Source organism: Pseudomonas sp. NPDC099000, from assembly GCF_044759925.1.
GTDB lineage: Bacteria > Pseudomonadota > Gammaproteobacteria > Pseudomonadales > Pseudomonadaceae > Aquipseudomonas.
In genome coordinates, this window is the sequence record NZ_JBIWAF010000028.1 from 1 (window position 1) to 17742 (window position 17742).

Sequence of the window (17742 nt, forward strand, 5' to 3'; positions counted from 1 at the left end):
TCCTGCGTCGCAGTGATCTTGGTGCAAGGAGGTACACCCTGTCTAATCGCCCAACGGGTACCGTTAAGTGGTTCAACGATGAAAAAGGCTTCGGCTTCATCACTCCACAATCCGGTGACGACCTGTTCGTTCACTTCAAAGCTATCCAATCCGACGGCTTCAAAAGCCTGAAAGAAGGCCAACAGGTTTCTTTCATCGCTACCCGCGGTCAGAAAGGCATGCAAGCTGAAGAAGTTCAAGTTATCTAACTTGTACTTGCTTTAGTAAAAAGCCCCGCCCTCAAAAGCGGGGCTTTTTTGTGCCTGTGTGTTTTGCAGGCAAAAAAAATCGCAGCCAGGTGGCTGCGATTTTTTAATGCCTTACCAGGCCACGCCAAACCCTGCGGTGTAGCGGGTCTTGTCCAGATCAGCATCGTCGGTGCCGCTGATGACATCTCGCTCGGCCTTGAGGTTAAGCGACGCCCACTCGGTAACCTTGTAGCGCAAGCCCATTTCAGCATCGAGCGCGTAATCAGCTACGCCCGACAACGGCTTGCCCACTTCGCCATTGGTGAAGAACTCCACGCTCTTGCCGATCAGGTAACGGTTGTAGTCCCACTTCATCGCCAGGGAATAGAAGTTTTCCTTGCTGCCGTCGGAGAACTGATAGTCCGTGCGGTTGACCAGCGAGCCCAGGGAGAATGCGCCCAGCTCGTTATCCCAGAACTGGTAACCCGGACCGGTACCGACGGTGCGCTGACGGGAGAGATCTTCAACCTTGTCACGTTTATAGACCGCACGACCTTGCCAGAACCATTTCTCGGTCAGGAAGCGGTCGAGCGAGTATTCGCCCCGCCAGTTGTCGGTAGTGACCACGTCATCCTGGAACTCGCGGTTGTACTCGCCTTCGGCGATATGCCGCCATCTGCCATGGCGCGCAGTGGTCTTGAAGTCGATGTCGTAGTCATCGGTATCTTTTTCCGCCCGCTGGTAATCCAGCGCAGCGTCGATATTCCCCTTCCACACCAGGTCTTCGACCACCGGCTTGGGCTTGAGGATCTGCTGGATACTGGCCAACTCGACCGTCTTGGGCACCTCGCCGTTTTCCAGCGTCACCTTGCCGTCGTCTGCCGCATGCAGTGACTTGGCCTTCTCACCGGTGTAGGCATCCTGCTTGACCAGCAACTCCTGATCACTTTCCAGGGTCTTGACCTGTTTCCAGTCGATCGGGACCGCACCGGCATACTCGGTCTGGATCAGCAATTTACCGCCATCGAACAGCGTGATCTTGCCGCTCAATTTGTCACCGTTCTTCAACCAGACGGTATCAGCGAGCAACGGCGTGGAGGCACTCATGACAGCAAGGCACAGCAGGGTTCTGGACACCATAAGCAAGTACAGGCTCAAGTTTGCGAAAAAAAGTCGGCATTATCCCTGAGAATAAGACCCTAGCAAGGACTGACCCGACTATTTCTATTGAGTTCATTTCTCAATTGCCAATCCACGACTTACTCTACAAACGGTAAGGCGACCTTTTTCAGGAACCACGGACGTGACCGACCCAACCGTTGAAACCGAAAGTGCGGCGCAAATCCGACGCACGGCGCTCTACTTGACCCTCGCGCAAGTACCCGAAGGCAAAGTGGTGAGCTATGGTCAACTCGCCGAGCTGGCAGGACTGGGCCGCGCTGCGCGCTGGGTGGGACGCACATTGAGCCAACTGCCGGGCGACACCAAATTGCCGTGGCACCGCGTGCTCGGTGCCGGCGGTCGGATCAGCCTGCCCATGGGCAGTCCTTCAGGGGATGAGCAGCGCGCACGATTGCGCTCCGAAGGCGTCAGTATCCTGAACAATCGTGTTGATATTCAGCGCCATGGCTGGCGCCCGGTAGAGCACAGCGGTTAGAGTGCGCGCTTTGTTTCCGTAATTCTTGAGGCAGACTCCAACCCATGCCCCGTAAAACCTGGCGCGCCGCGCTCGCCGCCTATGCCAGCCCCTCGACGCTTGTGTTGTTGTTGCTTGGTTTCGCCGCCGGCCTGCCCTATATGCTGGTGTTTTCGACGCTTTCCGTCTGGCTGCGTGAGGCCGGTGTGGCCCGCGAAACCATCGGTTATGCAAGTCTGATCGGCTTGGCCTATGCCTTTAAATGGGTCTGGTCCCCGCTGCTCGACCAATGGCGCCTGCCATTTCTCGGCAAACTCGGTCGACGACGCTCCTGGCTGGTGCTGTCCCAGGCGCTGGTGATCCTCGGCCTGATCGGGATGGGTTTCTGCGACCCGCAAAAGCATTTGTCCTGGTTGATCGCCATCGCCGTGGTCGTCGCCTTCGCCTCGGCGACGCAAGACATTGCCGTTGACGCCTATCGCCTGGAAATCGCCGACGACACTCGCCAGGCGGCTCTCGCTGCCAGCTACATGTCTGGCTATCGGATCGCCGCCCTGCTGGCGACGGCTGGCGCGCTGTTCTTCGCCGAAGGCTTCGGCTCCACCGGTTTCAACTACAAGCATTCGGCCTGGGCCGGCACCTACGTGCTGTTTGGGGCATTGATGGTCCCGGCGCTGCTGACCACGCTGTTCATGCGCGAACCGCCCGTGCCCCTGCGCACTCAACTTCAAGCCGGCCGCTACAGCTTTATGCATCAACTGATGTCGGTGTTCGTGCTGATCGTGCTGCTGGTGTCCGTGCCAGCCATGTTTACCCAGCTCTACAACACCGACTTCGCCAGCGTGCTGTTCGAAGGCGTGAGCCCGCTCGACCTGCTGCTCGAAGACCGCGCCTTACTGCGGGCCATCCTCTACACCACGCTCACGTTTATGTGCCTGTCGGCCATGGGTCGCCGTGGCCTGGCGCCGGTGTTGACGCCAATCAACGACTTCATTCTGCGTTACCGCTGGCAGGCGTTCCTGTTGCTCGGGTTGATCGCCACCTACCGCATGTCCGATACGGTCATGGGCGTGATGGCCAACGTGTTCTATATAGACCAGGGCTTCACCAAGGATCAGATCGCCAGCGTCAGCAAAATTTTCGGCCTGATCATGACCCTGGTCGGCGCCGGCATGGGCGGCCTGCTGATCGTGCGTTTCGGCATCCTCCCGATTCTGCTGATCGGCGGCATTGCGTCGGCCGGCACCAACCTGCTGTTCCTGATGCTCGCCGGCATGGGCGCCAACCTGAACATGCTGATCCTGACCATTTCCCTGGACAACTTCAGCTCGGGCCTGGCGACGTCGGCGTTCGTCGCTTACCTGTCGAGCCTGACCAACCTCAAATTCTCGGCTACCCAGTACGCCCTGCTCAGCTCGATCATGCTCCTGCTGCCGCGCCTGATCGGCGGTTATTCAGGGGTCATGGTGGAAAAATTCGGTTACCACAACTTCTTCCTGATCACGGCGTTGTTGGGTGTTCCGACCCTGCTGTTGATCGCCCTGCACTGGTTCCAGGAGAGCCGCCGCGCAGGTCCGACGCCGACACCCGAACCGGTGCCGACCCAGGTCGCGGAAGAATCGTAGGACATTTCGCAGAGGGCGCGACGATTCCCGCCCTCGTGCCACACCGCCGACCGCACGCCTGTACGCCAGCGGATCTCGCCCGTACAATGCTCCGTCATTTCTCGTCATCAGCAACCGACAACGGCCAACCATGCGCACCAGTCAATTTTTGCTCGCCACACAGAAAGAAACGCCTTCCGACGCGGTCGTCATCAGCCATCAGCTGATGCTGCGCGCCGGCATGATCCGCAAACTCGCCTCGGGCCTCTACACCTGGCTGCCGATGGGCTTGCGAGTGATGCGCAAGGTCGAAGCCGTCGTTCGTGAAGAAATGAACGCCGCGGGCTCTCTCGAAGTGTTGATGCCGAGCACCCAACCGGCTGAGCTGTGGCAGGAATCCGGTCGCTGGGAAGAATACGGCCCTGAATTGCTGCGCTTCAAGGATCGCCACGGTCGCGACTTCTGCGCCGGCCCGACCCACGAAGAAGTGATCACCGACCTGATGCGCAACGAGTTGAGCAGCTACAAACAGCTGCCGATCAACCTGTATCAGATCCAGACCAAGTTCCGTGACGAAATCCGCCCACGCTTCGGTTTGATGCGCGGCCGTGAATTCATCATGAAAGACGCCTATTCGTTCCACGCTGATCAGCCTTCGCTGCAGATCACCTACGACCGCATGCACAAGGCGTACTGCAACGTGTTTACCCGTCTGGGCCTGAAGTTCCGCCCTGTAGAAGCCGACAACGGCTCCATCGGCGGCGCCGGCTCCCACGAGTTCCACGTACTGGCCGAGTCCGGCGAAGACGATATCGTCTTCAGCAACGGTTCCGACTACGCCGCGAACATCGAGAAAGCCGAAGCCGTACCGCGTGAAACTTCCCGTGCGGCGCCGACTGAAGAACTGCGCCTGGTCGACACGCCGAACGCCAAGACCATTGCGCAACTGGTCGAAGGCTTCAACCTGCCGATCGAAAAGACCATCAAGACCCTGGTGGTTCACGCCGAAGAGCAAGGCAAGCTGATTGCCCTGATTATCCGTGGCGACCATGAGTTGAACGAAATCAAGGCCGGCAATCAGCCAGGCGTTGCCAGCCCGCTGGTCATGGCTTCCGAAAGCGAACTGCGCGACGCCATTGGCGCCGGCGCCGGCTCCCTCGGCCCGCTGAACCTGCCACTGCCGATCATCATCGACCGTTCCGTCGAACTGATGAGCGACTTCGGCATCGGTGCGAACATCGACGACAAGCACTACTTCGGCGTGAACTGGGAGCGTGATCTGCCAGTTCCAACCGTTGCCGATCTGCGTAACGTTGTCGCCGGCGACCCAAGCCCGGATGGCAAGGGCACCCTGGAAATCAAGCGTGGCATCGAAGTCGGGCATATCTTCCAGCTGGGCAACAAGTACAGCAAGGCGATGAAGTGCGAAGTGCTGGGCGAGAACGGCAAGCCGGTCACCCTGGAAATGGGTTGCTACGGCATCGGTGTTTCCCGCGTGGTGGCTGCGGCCATCGAGCAGAACAACGACGCCAACGGGATCATCTGGAGCGACACACTGGCGCCATTCCAGGTCGCCCTGGTGCCATTGCGCTACGAGACCGAACAGGTTCGCGAAGCCACCGACAAGCTGTACGCAGAACTGACTGCCGCCGGCTTCGAAGTACTGCTGGACGATCGCGACAAGAAAACCAGCCCGGGCATCAAGTTCGCGGACATGGAGCTGATCGGCATTCCTCACCGGATCGTGGTCAGTGACCGCGGCCTCGCCGAAGGCAATCTGGAATACAAGAGCCGTACCGAACCTGAAGCGCAAGCGCTGCCGGTTGCTGACGTGCTGTCTTTCCTCCAGGCCCGTATCCGCCGCTGACACCAGATAGAGAAGTCATGTTCAAGCGAAACACCTTAGGCCTCGGTGGTGCCGCCCTGTGCGGCACCTTGCTGGTCAGCGGCTGCGCCAATCACATGTCCCAACGCAGTGAGCACGAGGAGCGTGTCGAGCGCAAATTGCTCGATCACAGCCTGCAGATCGACGTCGGCGAGCCCAAGGTGCTTGAGTTGCCGCAGCGGCGGGTGAAAATCCACGAGCAGAAAACGTTCGAAGTCACCGAGTTCGAAGTCACGCGTCACTACGATCGCTACACGCCTTACCAACCCTGGCGGGAGGTCTACGAGATCCCGCTGGGCGCGGTGGCAGTGGTCGGCGGTGTCGGTGCGAATGTGGTCAACGTGTTCACCCTCGGCAACCTGCCGGACAGCGTAACCAAGGATTGGCTGAGCTACGGTTTTGCCGGGCTCAACCCGCTCATGAACGTGCAGTCCAACGGTCGGGCGCAGCAAAACCTGGCGGGTATCGACGAAATCCAGCTCGACAAGCGCACCGAATACTCGAGCTTGCCGTGGAGCGAGCGCCCGGTGGTGGTGAAAGCCGGCAAGGAAACGTTCGAGCTGAGCACCGACAAAAACGGTGTTCTGCGCCTGAACCTGCTGGACAGCCCGTTCGCCGAACATGACATCAATCATCTGAGCCGACTGCTGATCAGCGTCGAAGACGGCCAGGACGATGTGCACACCGACTCGTCCCTGGCGGTCAGCCGTTCATTGCGCGGCAAGTTGCTCGAAGCGCATGGCCTGATTTATGACGACCTCGAAGACGACGAAGTGAGCCAGTGGGTACACCGGGTCAAGCGCCTGTCGGAACTGGGACTTGAAGAAGAAGCCAGCGAGCTGGAACAAAGCCTGATCGAACTGACCCGCAACGATCCAGAGCTGCAGACCGAATTCCTCAAGTCGTTGACCAAGGATGCCGGGCGACTGGTGGCCGATCCGGGACCGAATTAAAGGCAAAAGCTTCGCGAGCAAGCCTCGCTCCTACAAGGAATATGCGTTACCTGTAGGAGCGAGGCTTGCCCGCGAAGAGGCCACCGCATTCACCGCAAATCTACCGCTCAAACAACTCCATCTGCTCAAACCCACCCCGCAAATCCTCCAGCCGCACACCAATCCCCAACAACCGCACCGGTTTCCCGCCGCGATTGAACGCCTGGGTCAGCAACAACTGATAACTGCCCAAATCCCGCCCTGCCCCGGCCTGTTCCAGCGTCGTCTGGGTAAAATCATGAAACTTCACTTTGACGAAGGGCTTGCCCGGCCTGTAGCTGCTGTCGATCCGCGCCATGCGGCCCGCCAGGGTTTCCAGCAGCTCGGGTAATTTATCCAGACAACTGACCAGATCCGGCAGGTCCACGTCGTAAGTGTTTTCGACACTGATTGACTGCCGACGGCTGTCGTTGTGCACCAAACGGTCATCAATCCCACGGGCCAGGCTCCAGAGTCGCTCGCCGAAGCTGCCGAATTCACGCACCAGCGCCAACTTGTCCCACTCGCGTAAATGCGAGCAATCGACAATGCCGAGCCTGCCCAGCTTGTCAGCGGTCACTTTGCCAACGCCGTGCAACTTGCTGACGGGCAAACCGCTGACAAAGTCCTCGACCTGGTCCGGCGTGATCACAAACAAACCGTTGGGTTTCTTCCAGTCACTGGCGATCTTGGCCAGAAACTTGTTCGGCGCCACGCCGGCCGAGACTGTGATGTGCAACTGATTGGAGACTCGGCGGCGAATGTCCTGGGCGATGCGCGTGGCGCTGCCACCGAAATGCGCACTGTCCGACACGTCGAGGTAAGCCTCGTCGAGGGAAAGCGGCTCGATCAGGTCGGTGTAATCGCGAAAGATCGTATGAATTTCCTTCGACGCTTCTCTATAGGCGTCCATGCGCGGCTTGACGATGGTCAGATCCGGGCACAGCTTCAGGGCATGCCCCGAAGACATCGCCGAGCGCACGCCGTAGGCCCGCGCTTCATAGTTACAAGTGGCGATCACCCCACGCCGATCCGCCGAACCACCCACCGCCAGAGGCTTACCTGCCAGGCGCGGGTCGTCACGCATCTCGATGGCAGCGTAGAAACAGTCACAATCGACGTGGATGATTTTTCGCTGGGTCATATAAAAGCGGTGTTCATGGTGAAGAAATGGCGTATTGGCGTGTCGGATCGGCAGTATCTCACTGACACCTGTATATAGCACCAGTAGTCTGAATGTTCCTCTCCCCCGGTAGGAAAAGTAACCGGTGAATTTATTTTCTCAATCGAAAAGCGCCACCTGATAGAGCTGCAAGCCTTGCCACACCTGCCTCGCAGACGATCACCCTGCCCCACCTTCCCGCTAAGCGATTGAACCAGAACAGGTTTTATCCGGATTGACGGTTGACAGCCCGGCGATCCTCTGTAGAATGCCGACACACAGACGCGGGATGGAGCAGTCTGGTAGCTCGTCGGGCTCATAACCCGAAGGTCGTCGGTTCAAATCCGGCTCCCGCAACCAAACATCAAAAAAGGCTACTCGAAAGAGTGGCCTTTTTTGTATCTGTTGAAAAAGTCCTTTCGCAACAATGACCTGTCACTGTGTAGTGAAGCGTTCCGGATCTTCAATGCTGTGAGTTCAGACAATGCTGAATCGCAGACAGAACCCTCTACGACCCATGACATGCCATCGCCGCTTCCCGGTGAGAGGCGTTAATATTTGTGATTATTTTTTTCTACAGGGATTGGTAACTTGGCTGGATACCCCCATCCTGTCGCGCACAATCCAAGAGGTGATTGATGCGCGCCAACTCGTCTGATCCACAAGACACCGTCACAGCGACACAACCGATCAAGGCCGAGCGTTTGCGCTTGCTGGATCTGGTCAGCAAGTACCGTCAGCCCATCGGCTTGGCTGTCACCCTGCTGTTGTTCGCTATCGCGCTGATTGCCTGTCGTCATCTGCTGAGCGAACTCGATCTTTACGCTTTGCATGACTCGATTCTGGAAGTACCGAAACCGGCACTGCTGGGCGCACTGGCGGCGACCGTCACCGGCTTCATCATTCTGCTGGGGTACGAATGGTCCGCCAGCCGCTATGCGGGCGTGACACTGGCGCCGCGAACTCTCGCGCTGGGCGGCTTCACCGCATTTGCCATCGGCAACGCCATCGGTCTTTCGATGCTCTCGGGGGGCTCGGTTCGTTACCGTTTATATGCACGTCATGGCCTGGGCGCTTCTGAAGTCGCTCACATGACGTTGTTCGCCAGCCTCTCGCTCGGCTGTGCGCTGCCACCGCTGGCCGCCCTGGCGACCCTCAGCAACCTGCCTGCCGCCTCGGCGGCCCTGGGATTGTCCGAGGGTTTGCTGGGGGTCGTTGCCGCCGCGGTTTTGCTGCTGTTCAGCGTATTGGCCATCGGCATCTACCGCCGTCGCCTTCCGGAACAGCCTTCCCCGGACAATCTGCTGGTCAAGGTCGGGCGCCGTACCTTGCGCCTCCCCGGCCGCCGCCTGACTTTCCTGCAACTGATCATCACCGCCCTGGACGTGGCCGCCGCCGCGACCGTGCTCTATCTGTTGCTGCCGGAAGCGCCGCCCTTCGGTGCGTTCCTGCTGGTGTACCTGCTGGCTCTGGCCGCCGGCGTGCTCAGCCATGTGCCCGGCGGCGTCGGTGTATTTGAAGCCATTCTGTTGGCCGCCTTCGCTGACACTCTCGGCGCCGCTCCACTGGCCGCCGCGCTGCTGCTCTATCGCCTGATCTATGTCGTGCTGCCGCTGCTGGTGGCGTGTGTGCTCCTGCTGATCAACGAAGGCCAGCGCCTGTTTCAGTCTCGCCAGTCCCTGCGGGTGGCGTCTGGTCTGGCCGCGCCGATTCTGGCGGTGCTGGTGTTCCTGTCCGGTGTGGTGCTGCTGTTCTCCGGCGTAACCCCGGAAATCGACACCCGCCTGGAACACATCGGCTTTCTGATTCCGCACCGCCTGGTCGACGCCTCGCACTTCGGTGCCAGCCTGGTCGGCGTGCTGTGCCTGCTGCTGGCCCAAGGCTTGCGTCGTCGGTTGTCCGCCGCGTGGATGCTGACCACCATTCTATTGCTGGTCGGCGCCCTGCTCTCTCTGCTCAAGGGCTTTGACTGGGAAGAAGCCTGCCTGATGACCCTGACGGCGAGCCTGCTCGGGGTGTTCCGGCGCTCGTTCTATCGCCCGAGCCGCCTCACTGAATTGCCGTTCTCGCCGCTGTATCTGGTGTCGAGTCTGTGCGTGCTCGGCGCCTCGATATGGTTGCTGCTGTTCGCCTATCAGGACGTTCCCTACAGCCATCAACTCTGGTGGCAGTTCACCCTCGACGCCGACGCCCCGCGCGGCTTGCGCTCATTGTTGGGCGCCGCCGTTCTGCTGGTGGTCGTGTCGCTGACCTGGCTGCTGCGCACCGCGCGCCCGGTGATTCACCTGCCGGCGCCTGACGAGCTGGACCGTGCGGTAAAAATCCTGATGGCTTCCGCGCAACCGGACGGTGGCCTGGCCCTGACCGGTGACAAGGCGCTGCTGTTTCACCCCAACGACGAAGCGTTCCTGATGTACGCCCGCCGTGGCCGCAGCCTGGTGGCCTTGTACGACCCGATCGGCCCGACCCAGCAACGGGCGGAAATGATCTGGCAGTTCCGCGACCTCTGCGACATCCACCACGCCCGCCCCGTGTTCTATCAAGTGCGCGCCGAGAACCTGCCGTACTACATGGACATCGGCCTGACCGCGATCAAGCTCGGCGAAGAAGCCCGGGTCGATCTGCAGCGCTTTGATCTCGAAGCCAAGGGCAAAGAGATGAAAGATCTGCGCTACACCTGGAACCGCGGCACTCGCGATGGCCTGTCGTTGGAAATCTTTGAGCCAGGCCATGCGCCGATGGATGAGCTCAAGGTGATTTCGGATGCGTGGCTGACCGGCAAGAACGTGCGCGAGAAAGGCTTCTCGCTCGGGCGTTTCAGCGATGACTACCTCAAGCATTTCCGCGTCGCGGTGATCCGTTTCGAAGGGCGCCCGGTGGCGTTCGCCAACCTGCTCGAGACTTACGGCCATGACCTGGCCAGCCTCGACCTGATGCGCGCACACCCGGACGCCCCCAAGCTGACCATGGAGTTCATGATGGTCGGCCTGATTCAACATTATAAAAATCATGGATACGCGCGTTTCAGCCTGGGCATGGTGCCGCTGTCGGGGTTGCAACCCCGGCGTGGCGCACCGCTGACCCAGCGTCTGGGCTCGATGGTTTTCCGCCGTGGTGAGCAGCTCTACAACTTCCAAGGCTTGCGCCGCTTCAAAGACAAATTCCAGCCTGACTGGGAACCCCGTTATATGGCCGTGCCCGCCGGACTCGATCCGCTGGTTGCCCTGGCCGATACTGCTGCCCTGATTGCAGGCGGCTTGACTGGATTGGTGAAACGCTGATGATTCAACGCTCCTTGCGGTACGTACTGGGCACGCTGGTCGTGTTGGCCCTGATTCTCGGTGGCGGTTTCTGGTACCTGAAACGCCCGGCCCCCGAACCGACCCTCGAACAGCTGACACCGGCCGATGGCGCCGCGATGACCCGCGTCATCCCTGGCAACACGCCACGCGCCCAGGTGCTGGTGGCGGTCACCGAAGACCAGAAACTCAGCGACAAACAATTGATGACCCTGAGCCGCAGCGGCTCGGCGCAGATTGTTCAGGTGATCCTGCCCAAGGACTGCCTGCTGCAAAGTCGCGCCCTGCAATCGGGCCTGCGAGAACTCAATGGCCCGGCGACCCTGGTCAGCGGCATCGGCCCTGGCGCGGTGCTGGCGTGGCGCTGGTTGTCCGAGCAGAAGGACGACAAGGCCCAGGCCGTCTCCGTCGACCTGGCTCTGGAAAAACCCGGATGCACCCACCTGCTACCGAAAAGCGCCGTTCACGGTCACTGGCTGGTGGCCTGGAACGACAACCCGGACGACACCAGCGCCGGCTTCGTGCGCGACCAACCCAACGCCGAAACCAGCATCAGCGACTACGACATCAACCTGCCGCAAGTGCTGAACAACGAACTGCGCAAGCTCCTCGTTGGTGGCGATAAAGCGGCCGGTGGCTTGCAGATTCCGGTGGTCGAAGTCCCGGCCGGGCAAGCCAAGGACACCGTGACCCTGTTCCTGTCCGGTGACGGCGGCTGGCGTGACCTGGACCGCGACGTCGCGGGCGAGATGGCCAAGATCGGCTACCCGGTGGTCGGCATCGACACCCTGCGCTACTACTGGCAGCACAAAAGCCCGGAGCAAAGCGCTCTGGACCTCGCCGAGCTGATGCAACACTACCGGCAGAAATGGGGCACCAAGCGCTTCATCCTGACCGGTTACTCGTTCGGCGCCGACGTCCTGCCGGCGATCTACAACCGCCTGGAACCCGCGGAACAGCAACGCGTCGACGCCATCATCCTGCTCGCCTTCGCCCGTACCGGCAGCTTCGAAATCGAAGTCGAAGGCTGGCTCGGCAACGCCGGCAAAGAAGCCGCCACCGGCCCGGAAATGGCCAAGCTGCCGCCGGAGAAAGTGGTGTGCATCTACGGTGAAGAAGAAGTCGACGAAAGCGGCTGCACCGACAAGACCGCCGTGGGCGAAGCGATGAAACTGCCTGGCGGCCATCACTTTGATGAGAACTACCCGGCGCTGGCAAAGCGCTTGGTGGACATCATCGAGAAGCGCCAGGCCAAGGGTGAGACGGCTCAGGAGTGATCTGAGGCCCGCCCACGAAAAAGCCCCCGCAGCCGTTTGGTTGCGGGGGCTTTTTTACATGTGCAGATGAAGCGCTTCCAGCTAGCCGAACGTTATGTCGAATTCTACTCAGATTCCATTTTCCCTAAACCGTTTTTTCTTGGGCGTGCAGGCTGGTGAACAAAAGCAAAATGTCTTGACTCTTCATCAAGCTAGAAACTCCAAGTGTCCACATTCCATAAAACGTGGACACTTTTTTCATTGGAAATATCGAGCCGTCAAGACCGTTCGATAGGTCCTGATCGCGCGACCAGCCGAGACAAAGAACGAACCTGAAGAAGAACTGCCTGAACGAGCAAATAACACCGCCGTTCCTCTGTGGGAGCGAGCTTGCTCGCGATGACGGACGAGAAGTCACCATTGATGTCGACTGACAGACCGCTATCGCGAGCAAGCTCGCACACAGGGATGGTCAGTGGATTCAAAATCACCGAACACAAAAAAAGCCCCCGCTACCTTCACGGCAACGGGGGCTTTCTACTATAGGCGACGCTCTGCGGCGTCATAGACCTCTTCGTCACGTCGGGCCCCGACTGCGACGATCAATACCTGAATGGCCTTGCCATCGACGCTATAAACAATTCGCATGTCGCCTGTCCGGATCCGTCTACAGCCCGCAAGACTGGCTCTCAGGGGCTTGCCGCTCTTGTCCGGCTCACCATTGATAATCCGCTCTTCGATAACATCAAGAATGCGGTTCGCCGCCACAGCTCCCAGCAGATCCAGATCCTTCTGAACCTCCGGATGATAGATAACGCCCCAAACCATCCACAGCTCCTTTAGTCTTTCTTGGCGTACCGCGCCCGCATATCGTCGTGGCTGACAGCCTTGGCCTGATCAAAACCGATCAGTCGCTCTCGAGCCGCCGCTTCAACCCGAAGGTCCTCAAGCTCGTCGAGCATTTCCTGATACGCATCGACATTGATAATGACCGCTGCGGGTTGGTTATCTTTGAAAATGACCAGCCGCTCGGTGGCTCGGCTGGAAATCTCCTTTAGCCTCGCACTAAACCCCCTGACCATCGCAGTCACCGAAATCGCTTGGTCAGCACGTTCCAGTAATGCCGTCATACTCACCTCTCTACACAATCATGCAAATTTGAACACACAGTTCTACGCAGAGTATTGCGCTTGATTCGACATACCGCAAGCTGCAAAAAACGCGAATTCGTCAACCCGCGTTTTTCGTGCCGACAAAAACATGAGCCGATCGACGTATAAACGCTCTCTCCACGTTCAGTTTCGTTTACTTCTGGTGTCGCAATATCGGATGACGCCCGCGGACCTTGTAGGCAAACTCCGAATCTCGCGTTTGGGCACTTTGCCGCCTTGTTGCGTTTTTCTTCGACGGGATACTCTCCGGACGTCGCTGACCTTTCAGCGATCGGGCTTGGAAACCCGTCGGATACTAGCCGCAACAGCGCGCCCGTCATGATTGCATGCGTTTTTTGTGATCATGAGTTATGGCAGCTGTGCGTGGGACGCCCTCGGGCGTGCCGGTTTCCTAGTTCCCGGTTTTCCAACCTGCGTACAGCTGTCACCCATTCGCTTGGAAACGAATGAGCCAGCTCCTCAACTAGGATTTTTGACTATGACTAAAATTGATGCTTCCGCGATTTCAGATTTAAAAACCATAGGCTACACCCCACTCATCTACTGCCCGGATCAGGCGCTATTTAACGTCCGCGCCGGCGTCCCCATCGTTGCTGCCTTGTCACAAGCCTCTGACCTGCTGTTCCTCGGCAAATCATTCGCCGAGGATGCCGCCTACGCAAGAGACACCGATCGCCACGCCTGGGCCGCGCACTATCTGACGGCGATGGGCAAGGCCGTGATTGATGATGTGGTGAAGGTGCTGACACCGCGACCGGCCCGGACGAAGACCGAATCAGAAGAAGACCTGCCCGAAAGCCAGTAACACCGCAGATCCCCTGTGGGATTGTCAGTGAACTCGGATCAACGGGCACAAAAAAGCCCCCGCTGCCTTCATGGCAACGGGGGCTTTTCAATGGGGGCTTACATCTCGACCTGCGTCCCCAACTCAATCACCCGGTTCAGCGGCAGATTAAAGAACCGCAAATTGCCATTGGCATTCTTCAGCATGAAAGCAAACAACCCCTCTCGCCAGCGGGCCATGCCTTCGAGTTTGGAGGCGATCACCGTCTCGCGGCTGAGGAAGTAGGTGGTGCGCATCGGGCTGAAGTCCAGGTCATCGAGGTGACACAGTTTCAGTGCTTGCGGTACGTCCGGTTCGTCGACGAAGCCAAAGTGCAGGATCACCCGGAAGAACCCTTCGCCGTGGGACTCAACCTCGAAGCGCCGTGTCGGCGGCACTCGCGGGATGTCTTCGTAGACCACGGTCAGCAGCACCACTTGCTCGTGCAACACCTGGTTATGCAGCAGGTTGTGCAATAGCGCGTGGGGCACAGCGTCTGGGCGCGCAGTGAGGAACACCGCAGTGCCCTGGACCCGATGCGGCGGTTGCACGCGGATGCTGCCAATGAAAATCGGCAGGGGCAGCCCACCTTCGTCCATGCGCTCGACCAGCAGTTGCTTGCCGCGCTTCCAGGTGGTCATCAGCACGAACAGCACGATACCGGCAATGACCGGGAAGGCCCCGCCCTGAATGATTTTCGGCACGTTGGCAGCAAAGTACAGACCGTCTACCAACAGGAAACCCAGCAACAGCGGAACCGCGAGGAACGGAGGCCATTTCCACAGCAGCAATATCACCGCCGACACCAGAATGGTGGTCATCAGCATCGTGCCCGTCACGGCCACGCCGTAAGCCGCAGCCAGCTCGCTGGAGGACTCGAAGCCCAGCACCAACAGGATGACGCCGACCATCAGCGCCCAGTTCACCGCGCCGATGTAGATCTGGCCCTGCTCGGCACTGGAGGTGTGCTGGATGTGCATGCGCGGTATGTAACCGAGCTGAATCGCCTGACGAGTCAGGGAGAACGCACCGGAAATCACCGCCTGAGAAGCAATGACCGTGGCCAGGGTCGACAACCCCACCAACGGAATCAGCGCCCAGCTCGGAGCCAATAAGTAGAACGGGTTGCGAGCGGCTTCCGGATCACCGAGCAGCAACGCGCCTTGGCCGAAGTAGTTCAGCACCAGCGCCGGCAGAACAAGGATGAACCAGGCGCGTGCGATCGGCTTGCGACCGAAGTGGCCCATGTCGGCGTACAGCGCTTCGGCACCGGTCAGCGCCAGCACCACCGCGCCAAGAATCGCCACGCCCATGCCCGGGTGAACGATGAAGAAACGCACGCCCCAGATCGGGTTCATCGCTTGCAACACTTCCGGGTGCTGCATGATGCCGTAGACACCCAGCGCCCCCAGCACGACAAACCAGGTCACCATGATCGGCCCGAACAGAATGCCGATCCGCGCGGTGCCGTGACGTTGAATCAGGAACAGCGCCACCAGCACGACCAACGACAGCGGCACCACCCAATGGTCGATGCCGTCAAACGCCAGCCCCAGCCCCTCAATCGCCGAAAGAACGGAAATCGCAGGAGTGATCATGCTGTCGCCATAGAACAGCGCCGCGCCGATCAGCCCGCAGACCACCAGCAACGTGCGCAACTTCGGATGCCCGGCCGCAGCCCGCCGAGCGAGGGCGGTCAAAGCCATGATCCCGCCTTCGCCCTGGTTGTCGGCACGCAGCACGAACAGCACGTACTTGATCGAAACGACCCAGATCAACGACCAGAAGATCAGCGCCAGAATCCCGAAGACCCCGTCATGATTGACCGGTACCCCATAGTGGCCGGAGAACACCTCTTTAAGGGTGTACAGCGGGCTCGTGCCGATATCGCCGTAAACCACCCCGACCGCCGCGACCAGCATGCCGATCGGCTTTGCCGCCGAATGCTCGGCACCCGCCGCCTGACTACTTGCCTGCCCCATCCAAAACTCCTACTACTCAGACCCGGACTTCTTATAAAGAAGCACTATGCTTTGCCGTGCAGCATGCGCTGTTTTACATGACGTTACAGACGTTTTATTGACTGTAAAAATTCGGTAAAGCCTAACGGCGCGAAGCATAGCGCAGCACTCGTCGTATTTCCCTGCATAAAGCTGGTCAAGTGCGCGTCTCATCGCTAGAATTGCGCACTTTTTGACCAGAGGCGCAACATAGCGCCCGTCAGTCGCCTTGCCTTCTTCGGCTGGAGGCGTCACAAATACCGAGGTTAGACATGTCCACCACTCCTGCGCCCGCCAATCCAAAGGTTGGCTTCGTATCCCTGGGTTGCCCCAAAGCACTGGTCGACTCCGAGCGCATCCTTACCCAGCTGCGCATGGAAGGCTATGACGTCGTGTCCACTTACGAGGACGCCGATGTCGTGGTGGTCAACACCTGCGGTTTCATCGACTCGGCCAAGGCTGAATCGTTGGAAGTGATCGGCGAAGCCATCAAGGAAAACGGCAAGGTCATCGTGACCGGCTGCATGGGCGTCGAAGAAGGCAACATTCGTAAAGTGCACCCGAGCGTACTGGCCGTGACCGGTCCGCAGCAGTACGAGCAAGTGGTCAACGCCGTGCACGACGCCGTGCCACCGCGCCAGGATCACAACCCGCTGATCGACCTGGTGCCGCCGCAAGGCATCAAGCTGACCCCGCGCCACTACGCGTACCTGAAGATTTCCGAAGGCTGCAACCACAGCTGCAGTTTCTGCATCATCCCGTCGATGCGCGGCAAACTGGTCAGCCGTCCGGTCGGTGACGTGCTCGACGAAGCCCAGCGCCTGGTCAAGGCCGGCGTCAAAGAGCTGTTGGTGATCTCGCAAGACACCAGCGCTTACGGCGTCGACGTGAAATACCGCACCGGTTTCTGGAACGGCGCGCCGGTGAAAACCCGCATGACCGAACTCTGCGAAGCCCTGAGCACCCTCGGCGTCTGGGTCCGCTTGCACTACGTTTACCCGTACCCGCACGTCGACGAGTTGATTCCGCTGATGGCCGCCGGGAAAATCCTGCCGTACCTGGACATCCCGTTCCAGCACGCCAGCCCGAAAGTCCTCAAAGCCATGAAACGTCCGGCCTTCGAAGACAAGACCCTGGCGCGGATCAAGAACTGGCGCGAGATCTGCCCGGACCTGATCATCCGCTCGACCTTCATCGTCGGCTTCCCCGGCGAAACCGAAGAAGACTTCCAATACCTGCTGAACTGGCTGACCGAAGCCCAACTCGACCGCGTCGGCTGCTTCCAGTACTCGCCGGTCGAAGGCGCCCCGGCCAACCTGCTGGACGCGGCCATCGTGCCGGACGACGTCAAGCAAGACCGTTGGGACCGCTTCATGGCGCACCAACAGGCCATCAGCTCGGCGCGCCTGCAAATGCGCGTCGGCCGTGAAATCGAAGTGCTGGTGGACGAAGTCGACGAGCAAGGCGCTGTTGGCCGCTGCTTCTTCGATGCCCCGGAAATCGACGGCAACGTGTTCATCGACAACGGCAGCAACCTCAAGCCAGGCGACAAAGTCTGGTGCAAAGTGACCGACGCCGACGAATACGACCTGTGGGCTGAACAGATCTAAACGCAAAAAATACGAAAAGCCCTGCTCTCTTGACGAGATGCGGGGCTTTTTTAGGTCTATCGTTTTGTGGGAGAAAGGACTCGCACATTCCACGGTA

14 protein-coding genes and 1 tRNA gene are annotated in these 17742 nt (G+C 59.5%); 10 read left to right on the forward strand and 5 right to left on the reverse strand.

The genetic code is table 11. From position 1 onward, the window contains the following. Positions 1-38: 38 nt before the first annotated feature. Positions 39-248, forward strand: a complete 210-nt coding sequence (locus ACIQV9_RS24125) for a cold-shock protein (RefSeq protein WP_403106980.1) — start codon at positions 39-41, stop codon at positions 246-248. A gap of 111 nt (positions 249-359) precedes the next feature. Here ACIQV9_RS24125 and ACIQV9_RS24130 read toward each other — a convergent pair whose 3' ends face one another. Beyond that, complete coding sequence (locus ACIQV9_RS24130; RefSeq protein ID WP_403106845.1) at positions 360-1367, reverse strand: DUF481 domain-containing protein; 1008 nt, start codon at positions 1365-1367, stop codon at positions 360-362. A gap of 163 nt (positions 1368-1530) precedes the next feature. Here ACIQV9_RS24130 and ACIQV9_RS24135 point away from each other — a divergent pair, with 163 nt between their 5' ends. The 4 genes from ACIQV9_RS24135 to ACIQV9_RS24150 all read left to right on the forward strand — a co-directional run bounded on the left by ACIQV9_RS24135 (position 1531) and on the right by ACIQV9_RS24150 (position 6305). Further along, on the forward strand, positions 1531-1884 hold the full coding sequence (locus ACIQV9_RS24135; RefSeq protein ID WP_403106848.1) for an MGMT family protein: 354 nt from the start codon (positions 1531-1533) through the stop codon (positions 1882-1884). 44 nt (positions 1885-1928) lie between these two features. Further along, entirely contained in the window at positions 1929-3488 is a 1560-nt protein-coding gene (locus tag ACIQV9_RS24140) for an AmpG family muropeptide MFS transporter (RefSeq protein ID WP_403106851.1), read from the forward strand. Positions 3489-3618: 130 nt separating this feature from the next. Then, complete coding sequence (locus tag ACIQV9_RS24145; protein ID WP_403106854.1) at positions 3619-5334, forward strand: proline--tRNA ligase; 1716 nt, start codon at positions 3619-3621, stop codon at positions 5332-5334. 17 nt (positions 5335-5351) lie between these two features. Continuing rightward, positions 5352-6305, forward strand: a complete 954-nt coding sequence (locus ACIQV9_RS24150; protein ID WP_403106857.1) for a hypothetical protein — start codon at positions 5352-5354, stop codon at positions 6303-6305. Positions 6306-6405: 100 nt separating this feature from the next. Here ACIQV9_RS24150 and dinB read toward each other — a convergent pair whose 3' ends face one another. Further along, positions 6406-7467 (reverse strand): DNA polymerase IV, encoded by a 1062-nt coding sequence (gene dinB / locus ACIQV9_RS24155; protein ID WP_008153950.1) that lies wholly within the window; start codon positions 7465-7467, stop codon positions 6406-6408. Between the two features lie 301 nt (positions 7468-7768). Here dinB and ACIQV9_RS24160 point away from each other — a divergent pair. The 3 genes from ACIQV9_RS24160 (at position 7769) to ACIQV9_RS24170 (ending at position 12061) form a co-directional block, all read left to right on the forward strand. After that, positions 7769-7845: transfer RNA gene (locus tag ACIQV9_RS24160), tRNA-Met, on the forward strand. Between the two features lie 278 nt (positions 7846-8123). Beyond that, complete coding sequence (mprF, locus tag ACIQV9_RS24165; protein ID WP_403106861.1) at positions 8124-10766, forward strand: bifunctional lysylphosphatidylglycerol flippase/synthetase MprF; 2643 nt, start codon at positions 8124-8126, stop codon at positions 10764-10766. Continuing rightward, positions 10766-12061 carry an AcvB/VirJ family lysyl-phosphatidylglycerol hydrolase gene (locus ACIQV9_RS24170; RefSeq protein ID WP_403106864.1) on the forward strand — a complete coding sequence of 432 codons (1296 nt, stop codon included), beginning with the start codon at positions 10766-10768 and terminating at the stop codon, positions 12059-12061. Before mprF ends, ACIQV9_RS24170 begins: the two co-directional genes overlap by 1 nt. 519 nt (positions 12062-12580) lie before the next feature. Here the strand turns inward: ACIQV9_RS24170 and ACIQV9_RS24175 are convergent. Continuing rightward, on the reverse strand, positions 12581-12868 hold the full coding sequence (locus ACIQV9_RS24175; RefSeq protein WP_403106866.1) for a type II toxin-antitoxin system RelE/ParE family toxin: 288 nt from the start codon (positions 12866-12868) through the stop codon (positions 12581-12583). Positions 12869-12879: 11 nt separating this feature from the next. Beyond that, complete coding sequence (locus tag ACIQV9_RS24180; RefSeq protein ID WP_027925020.1) at positions 12880-13170, reverse strand: Phd-YefM; 291 nt, start codon at positions 13168-13170, stop codon at positions 12880-12882. 520 nt (positions 13171-13690) lie between these two features. Between ACIQV9_RS24180 and ACIQV9_RS24185 the strand changes: the two genes are divergently transcribed. After that, positions 13691-14017: a DUF3077 domain-containing protein gene (locus ACIQV9_RS24185; RefSeq protein WP_403106870.1), complete on the forward strand. Its 327-nt coding sequence runs from the start codon at positions 13691-13693 to the stop codon at positions 14015-14017. A 98-nt stretch (positions 14018-14115) separates the two neighbouring features. On the opposite strand, the gene ACIQV9_RS24190 is transcribed toward ACIQV9_RS24185, so the two are convergent. Next, on the reverse strand, positions 14116-16017 hold the full coding sequence (locus tag ACIQV9_RS24190) for a potassium transporter Kup (protein WP_403106873.1): 1902 nt from the start codon (positions 16015-16017) through the stop codon (positions 14116-14118). A gap of 290 nt (positions 16018-16307) precedes the next feature. On the opposite strand from ACIQV9_RS24190, the gene rimO reads away from it, so the two are divergent. Then, positions 16308-17645, forward strand: coding sequence for a 30S ribosomal protein S12 methylthiotransferase RimO (gene rimO / locus ACIQV9_RS24195; protein WP_010462684.1), 1338 nt, complete (start codon positions 16308-16310; stop codon positions 17643-17645). Positions 17646-17742: the final 97 nt, after the last annotated feature.

What these genes read in the sequence shown, in the direction of transcription:
- ACIQV9_RS24130 (WP_403106845.1), bottom strand. Translation starts at nt 1,367, where the DNA reads ATGGTGTCCAGAACCCTGCTGTGCCTTGCTGTCATGAGTGCCTCCACG.
- ACIQV9_RS24140 (WP_403106851.1), top strand. Translation starts at nt 1,929, where the DNA reads ATGCCCCGTAAAACCTGGCGCGCCGCGCTCGCCGCCTATGCCAGCCCC.
- ACIQV9_RS24145 (WP_403106854.1), top strand. Translation starts at nt 3,619, where the DNA reads ATGCGCACCAGTCAATTTTTGCTCGCCACACAGAAAGAAACGCCTTCC.
- ACIQV9_RS24150 (WP_403106857.1), top strand. Translation starts at nt 5,352, where the DNA reads ATGTTCAAGCGAAACACCTTAGGCCTCGGTGGTGCCGCCCTGTGCGGC.
- dinB (WP_008153950.1), bottom strand. Translation starts at nt 7,467, where the DNA reads ATGACCCAGCGAAAAATCATCCACGTCGATTGTGACTGTTTCTACGCT.
- mprF (WP_403106861.1), top strand. Translation starts at nt 8,124, where the DNA reads ATGCGCGCCAACTCGTCTGATCCACAAGACACCGTCACAGCGACACAA.
- ACIQV9_RS24170 (WP_403106864.1), top strand. Translation starts at nt 10,766, where the DNA reads ATGATTCAACGCTCCTTGCGGTACGTACTGGGCACGCTGGTCGTGTTG.
- ACIQV9_RS24175 (WP_403106866.1), bottom strand. Translation starts at nt 12,868, where the DNA reads ATGGTTTGGGGCGTTATCTATCATCCGGAGGTTCAGAAGGATCTGGAT.
- ACIQV9_RS24180 (WP_027925020.1), bottom strand. Translation starts at nt 13,170, where the DNA reads ATGACGGCATTACTGGAACGTGCTGACCAAGCGATTTCGGTGACTGCG.
- ACIQV9_RS24185 (WP_403106870.1), top strand. Translation starts at nt 13,691, where the DNA reads ATGACTAAAATTGATGCTTCCGCGATTTCAGATTTAAAAACCATAGGC.
- ACIQV9_RS24190 (WP_403106873.1), bottom strand. Translation starts at nt 16,017, where the DNA reads ATGGGGCAGGCAAGTAGTCAGGCGGCGGGTGCCGAGCATTCGGCGGCA.
- rimO (WP_010462684.1), top strand. Translation starts at nt 16,308, where the DNA reads ATGTCCACCACTCCTGCGCCCGCCAATCCAAAGGTTGGCTTCGTATCC.